Below are 4,718 nucleotides of genomic sequence, written 5' to 3'. Positions count from 1 at the left end.
ATGTGATATTCATGGTTGTAATTGATTCCGCGATTCTGAATTCGCGGCGCCGTTGCCGGCCTACACGGCACGGTGCCAATGGCCTGATTATTAGATGGTCTCGACTTGAAAATTGATAACCGCCATTTGCATTAGCGGAGCGGACCATGCCCCAACGTAACATGCGCTCTCGACCCGAACCCGCCATAGCCAACGTTAAAGCCTCCGCCACGAAATTTCCGAGCGTCGACATTGCTGCCGGGTTCGGTCGAAGGCTCGGAGAGCCGGCCGTGATGGCCCGCACGTTGAAACGCGCAATCGCGTTTATTGATCGCAATGTGGATGATCTCGGCACATTGCTCGCGAGCATTTCCCCCCAGGTCGAACCGATTTTGCTCTCTGATGATGAACCTGCGCCGCGACAGATGGTGCGCGCCGTCAATCATAGGGCGGACCTCGACGCAATCCACGTCATTGCGCACGGACGGCCGGGTGAGGTGTCGTTCGGCGCCGGCGCGCTGTCGCTGGACACGACGGAGGAACACGCGGCCGATCTCGCCGAAGTGGGGCGCAGGCTGCGCGGTGGCGCAATTTACCTGTGGGCCTGCGAGACGGCGCGGGGTAGGCGCGGCGCAGCGTTCGTCGACGCGCTGACGCGCATCTGCGGGGTACCAATAGCAGCTTCGACGCAGCGCGTCGGTGCAGCGGCGCGCGGCGGGCAGTGGCAACTCGATGCACGCCTAGGCCGGATCCGCGAGAGTGCGCCGCTGACAACGCTGGGTGTGGCATTGTATGCGGGGGTGATGGCTGCAAAAGCTTGGAAAAATCGCAGCAGCGGTGACGACAGGAGTACAGCCAGCGACGGGATTACGAGTGAAGTTCCTGCCGCGGACGACCTTGTTGTTGTAGGTAGCACATTCCCTTCTGCGGTCACTGGTAACGCTACCCTCTCTTCATTAGCCCTCAGCACCGCCGGGAGCAATGGAAACGTGACGCTCGCTCCCAGGGCTAACCAGACACTGGAGATCCGTGGCACAGACACCGGCTCGATGACGGTCGTCACGAGCGATGGTCCGGCCCTGTCGCTCAGCACTGCAATGTTCACAGACACTGGTTTGACGACGAGCATTACGAGCGGCGGCCAGACCAAAGACAACACGTTGGCGCTGACGGGCACGGTGAGTGAGGTGAGTGAAGATGCCAATGCGCCCAACTTAGTTCAGATCTACGACGGTACTACCCTGCTAGGTGCGGCGAACTTCACCGCAGAGAGCTGGACCAACTGGGGTTTTGTGACACCTGCGCTTGCCGACGGCATCCACAGCCTTACGGCCAAGGTGACTGACAATGCGGGCAACACGACGACCACGTCTGCGGTGACAGTGACGGTCGACGCGACGCCGCCGAGCGTCAAAAGCGTGAGCTCCCGGGTCAGCGGATCGGTCAAGACCGGCCAAGTCATCAAGATTACGTTCAACATGAGCGAGAAAGTTTTCGTCTCCGGCACGCCGGGGCTGCTGCTGAACGACGGCGGCACAGCGACTTACGCGAGCGGCTCGGGCACGCAGGCCTTGACGTTCGAGTATATCGTCCCAACCGTCCAGGGGACTTCGGATCTCCAGGTCATCGGAGACACTCTGCCGTCACCTTCCGCGATCCAGGATTTACTGGGCAATCCGGCGGACCTGTCCACCGCGAAGGTTGACCTCCACTTGAAAGTGGGCTCGACGACAACCACTCCCGCCACCAGCCTGACCCTTACTGGAATAGAGCAAGCCGAGTTGTTTGGCCCATCGTCGGTGAATGTGACGTTTGCCTCAGGTGCGACGGGAACCTTGATTTTAGACGCCTCGTCGCAATTCACAGGAACGATATCAGGCCTTAGTGCCGTTGCACCATTTAACGCAATTGACCTGGTCGACATTGCCTTTGGCGCGAATACGACGCTTGTTTATTTGGCCAGCAGCACCGATGCGGGCACGTTGACCGTGAGCGATGGCACGCACACAGCCAATATCGCGCTGTCGGGCCAGTATGGGCCGACGTCCTTCACGATAGCGAGCGACGGTCACGGTGGCACCACGGTGGTCGATCCGGTGAACAGCGTCTCGGGCTCCTGGAGTGGCGTATTTTCCTGGCCAATTATCGGTATCCAATCGTTGGTGTTGCCTGACGGCAAAATTCTCACCTACGGGACGGACCAGGGCGGCCATCAGGGAGGTTACAAAATCTACGATGTGTGGGACCCCGTTACCAACACGCACAACACGTTACCGAACAAAACCCTTGTCGACGAGTTCTGTGCGGCGGCGGAGATCATCCCGACGACCGGTGAAGTTATCATCACGGGCGGCGATGCGCGCCCGCTAGGATCAGTAAATAACGGCATCGCGAACACCAACATTTTTGACTACAAAACGGACAGCCTGACCCCCAATCCGTCCGGCCCAATGGCGTTTGCACGATGGTATCCCACCCTCATCACTCTAGGCACCGGCCAGTTGCTTATTCTCGGCGGCCGGGACCTTGACGGCAACGGCATCGGCTACCCCGAGATCTTCACGCCGGGCGCCGGCTGGCGCACGTTGACGGGGGCCTACATCGCCGATATTGCCAACGGTTACGGTTGGTATTACCCGCGCGCCTGGCAGGCCTCCAACGGAAAAGTTATTGCCGCTGCTGGTAACGCCATCTACGCAATCGATCCCTCCGGAAATGGCCAAGTCAGCGCAGTCGGACAGGCCCCGGTGAGTTTGAATTGGAATGAGCCGGCGATTATGTTCGCCCAGGATCGCTGCCTGATCCTCGGGGCTGACGGCTCGGTGTGGGTCATGGATATCAGCGGACCCACTCCGGTGTTCACACAAACCGGAAGTCTTGCGCCAGACCGCATCTGGTCGAACCTGACGGTACTGCCGGACGGCCGGGTCATGGTGAGCGGCGGCAGCCAGGTCGATAACCAGCTCACCGGGGTCGAATATGCGGTCGCGATCTGGAACCCCTCGACGGGTCTGTGGACCTCCACCGGGGCGAATGCAGCTGTGCCGCGTCTCTACCATTCCACGGCTATTTTGCTGCCGGACGCCACGGTTTTGTCGCTGGGTGGCGGCGGGCTGGACCCGGATGTGCCGTCGATGAACCACCTGAACAGTGAGATCTACACTCCCGGCTATCTGTTTGACGCAAGCGGCGCCGCTTCTGTCCGGCCGGTCATCCAGCAGGCGCCGCTTGATCTCAGCCCTGGCCAAACCTTCACCGTGCGGGTCGACAATCCGGCGAACATCAAAACGCTGGCGTTAATGCCATTCGGCACCACCACGCATTCCTTCAATACGACGGCGCGACGGATCGAACTCTCGTTTTTCGTGCAAGCCGACGGCAGCCTCAGCGTCACGCTGCCGGTCAACTCGAACGTCGTCCCGCCCGGGGATTGGATGCTCTTCGCAATCGGCAACAACGGCACGCCCTCCGTCGCCTCAACCGTCCATGTCAACCCGTATCTGTCACTCAGTAACACAATTGGCACGGACTCCGGTTTGACGGCGACCATCACGAGCCTTGGCATAACCCACGACAACACGTTGGCGTTGTCAGGCACGGTGAGCGATGCCCATGGGGTCAGCTCGGTGCAGGTCTATGATGGCGCTACCCTGCTGGGTCTGGCGACAATCAGCGCGGGTAACTGGAGTTACACAACGGCTGCGCTTGTTGACGGCAGCCACAGCTTCACCGCCAAGGCCACTGACAATGCGGGCAACACCACGACCACGTCTGCGGTGACGGCGACGGTCGACACGACGCCGCCGACCGAGACGATCAGCACGACGATCACCACGGATACGGGCGCGACCCCCACCATCAGCAGCGGGGGTGTGACGAAGGACAACACGCTGGCCCTGTCAGGCACGGTGAGCGATGCCGGTGGGGTTAGCTCGGTGCAGATCTATGACGGCGCCACCCTGCTGGGTCCGGCACTCATCACCGGTGGCTACACCGCCGGCTACGCCTTCAATGAGTCCTCCGGCACCACGACGGCCGATGCAACGGGCCACGGCATCACGGGCACGCTGGTGAACGGTGCGACCTTCACGACGGCGGGGAAGTACGGCAATGCGGTGGCGCTGGATGGCGTCAACGACTATGTGGATCTCGGCAATTCCACTGCGCTGAAGTTGACGGGCAGCATGACGGTCAGCGCGTGGATCTATGCTACTGCGTTTCCAAGTGATGATGCGGCGGTGGTTTCCAACAAACCATACTCGGGAGCCGGCTTCCAGCTCGACACCACGGTCGATACAGGTCGTCGCACGATCGGGTTCAAACTCACCAACAGTGCCGGCGGAGACATGATCCGCTACGGTACGACGACGCTGCAGCCCAACACCTGGTACAACATCGTCGGCGTCTACGATGCGGCGGCACAAACCCTGCACGTCTATCTTAACGGTCAGCTCGACGACGGACAGCTTGTCGGCACGGTTACCGCAACACAGCAGTCATCGGCACTCGATGTAGAGATCGGTCAGCGGCCGGGGAATCCTGGGGTATTTCAGTTCAATGGTCGCATCGACGATGTCCGGATTGCCGATCACGCGATTACCCAATCACAGATACAAACGGATATGGCGACGCCGCTTGTTGCCGGCGGCTGGAGTTACACGACGGCAGCACTTCTTGACGGCAGCCACAGCTTCACCGCCAAGGCCACTGACAGTGCGGGCAACACCACGACCACGTCT

1 protein-coding gene is annotated in these 4,718 nt (G+C 60.6%); it reads left to right on the top strand.

Going from position 1 to position 4,718, the window contains the following annotated elements:
• Positions 1-146 precede the first annotated feature (146 nt).
• Positions 147-4,718, top strand: a 4,572-nt coding sequence (locus FXV83_RS41195) for a DUF4347 domain-containing protein (RefSeq protein ID WP_187436538.1), incomplete at its 3' end; no start/stop codon positions are given.

This window comes from Bradyrhizobium hipponense, assembly GCF_008123965.1.
GTDB classification, from domain to species: domain Bacteria; phylum Pseudomonadota; class Alphaproteobacteria; order Rhizobiales; family Xanthobacteraceae; genus Bradyrhizobium; species Bradyrhizobium hipponense.
This window is presented reverse-complemented; position numbering and strand designations above follow the sequence as displayed.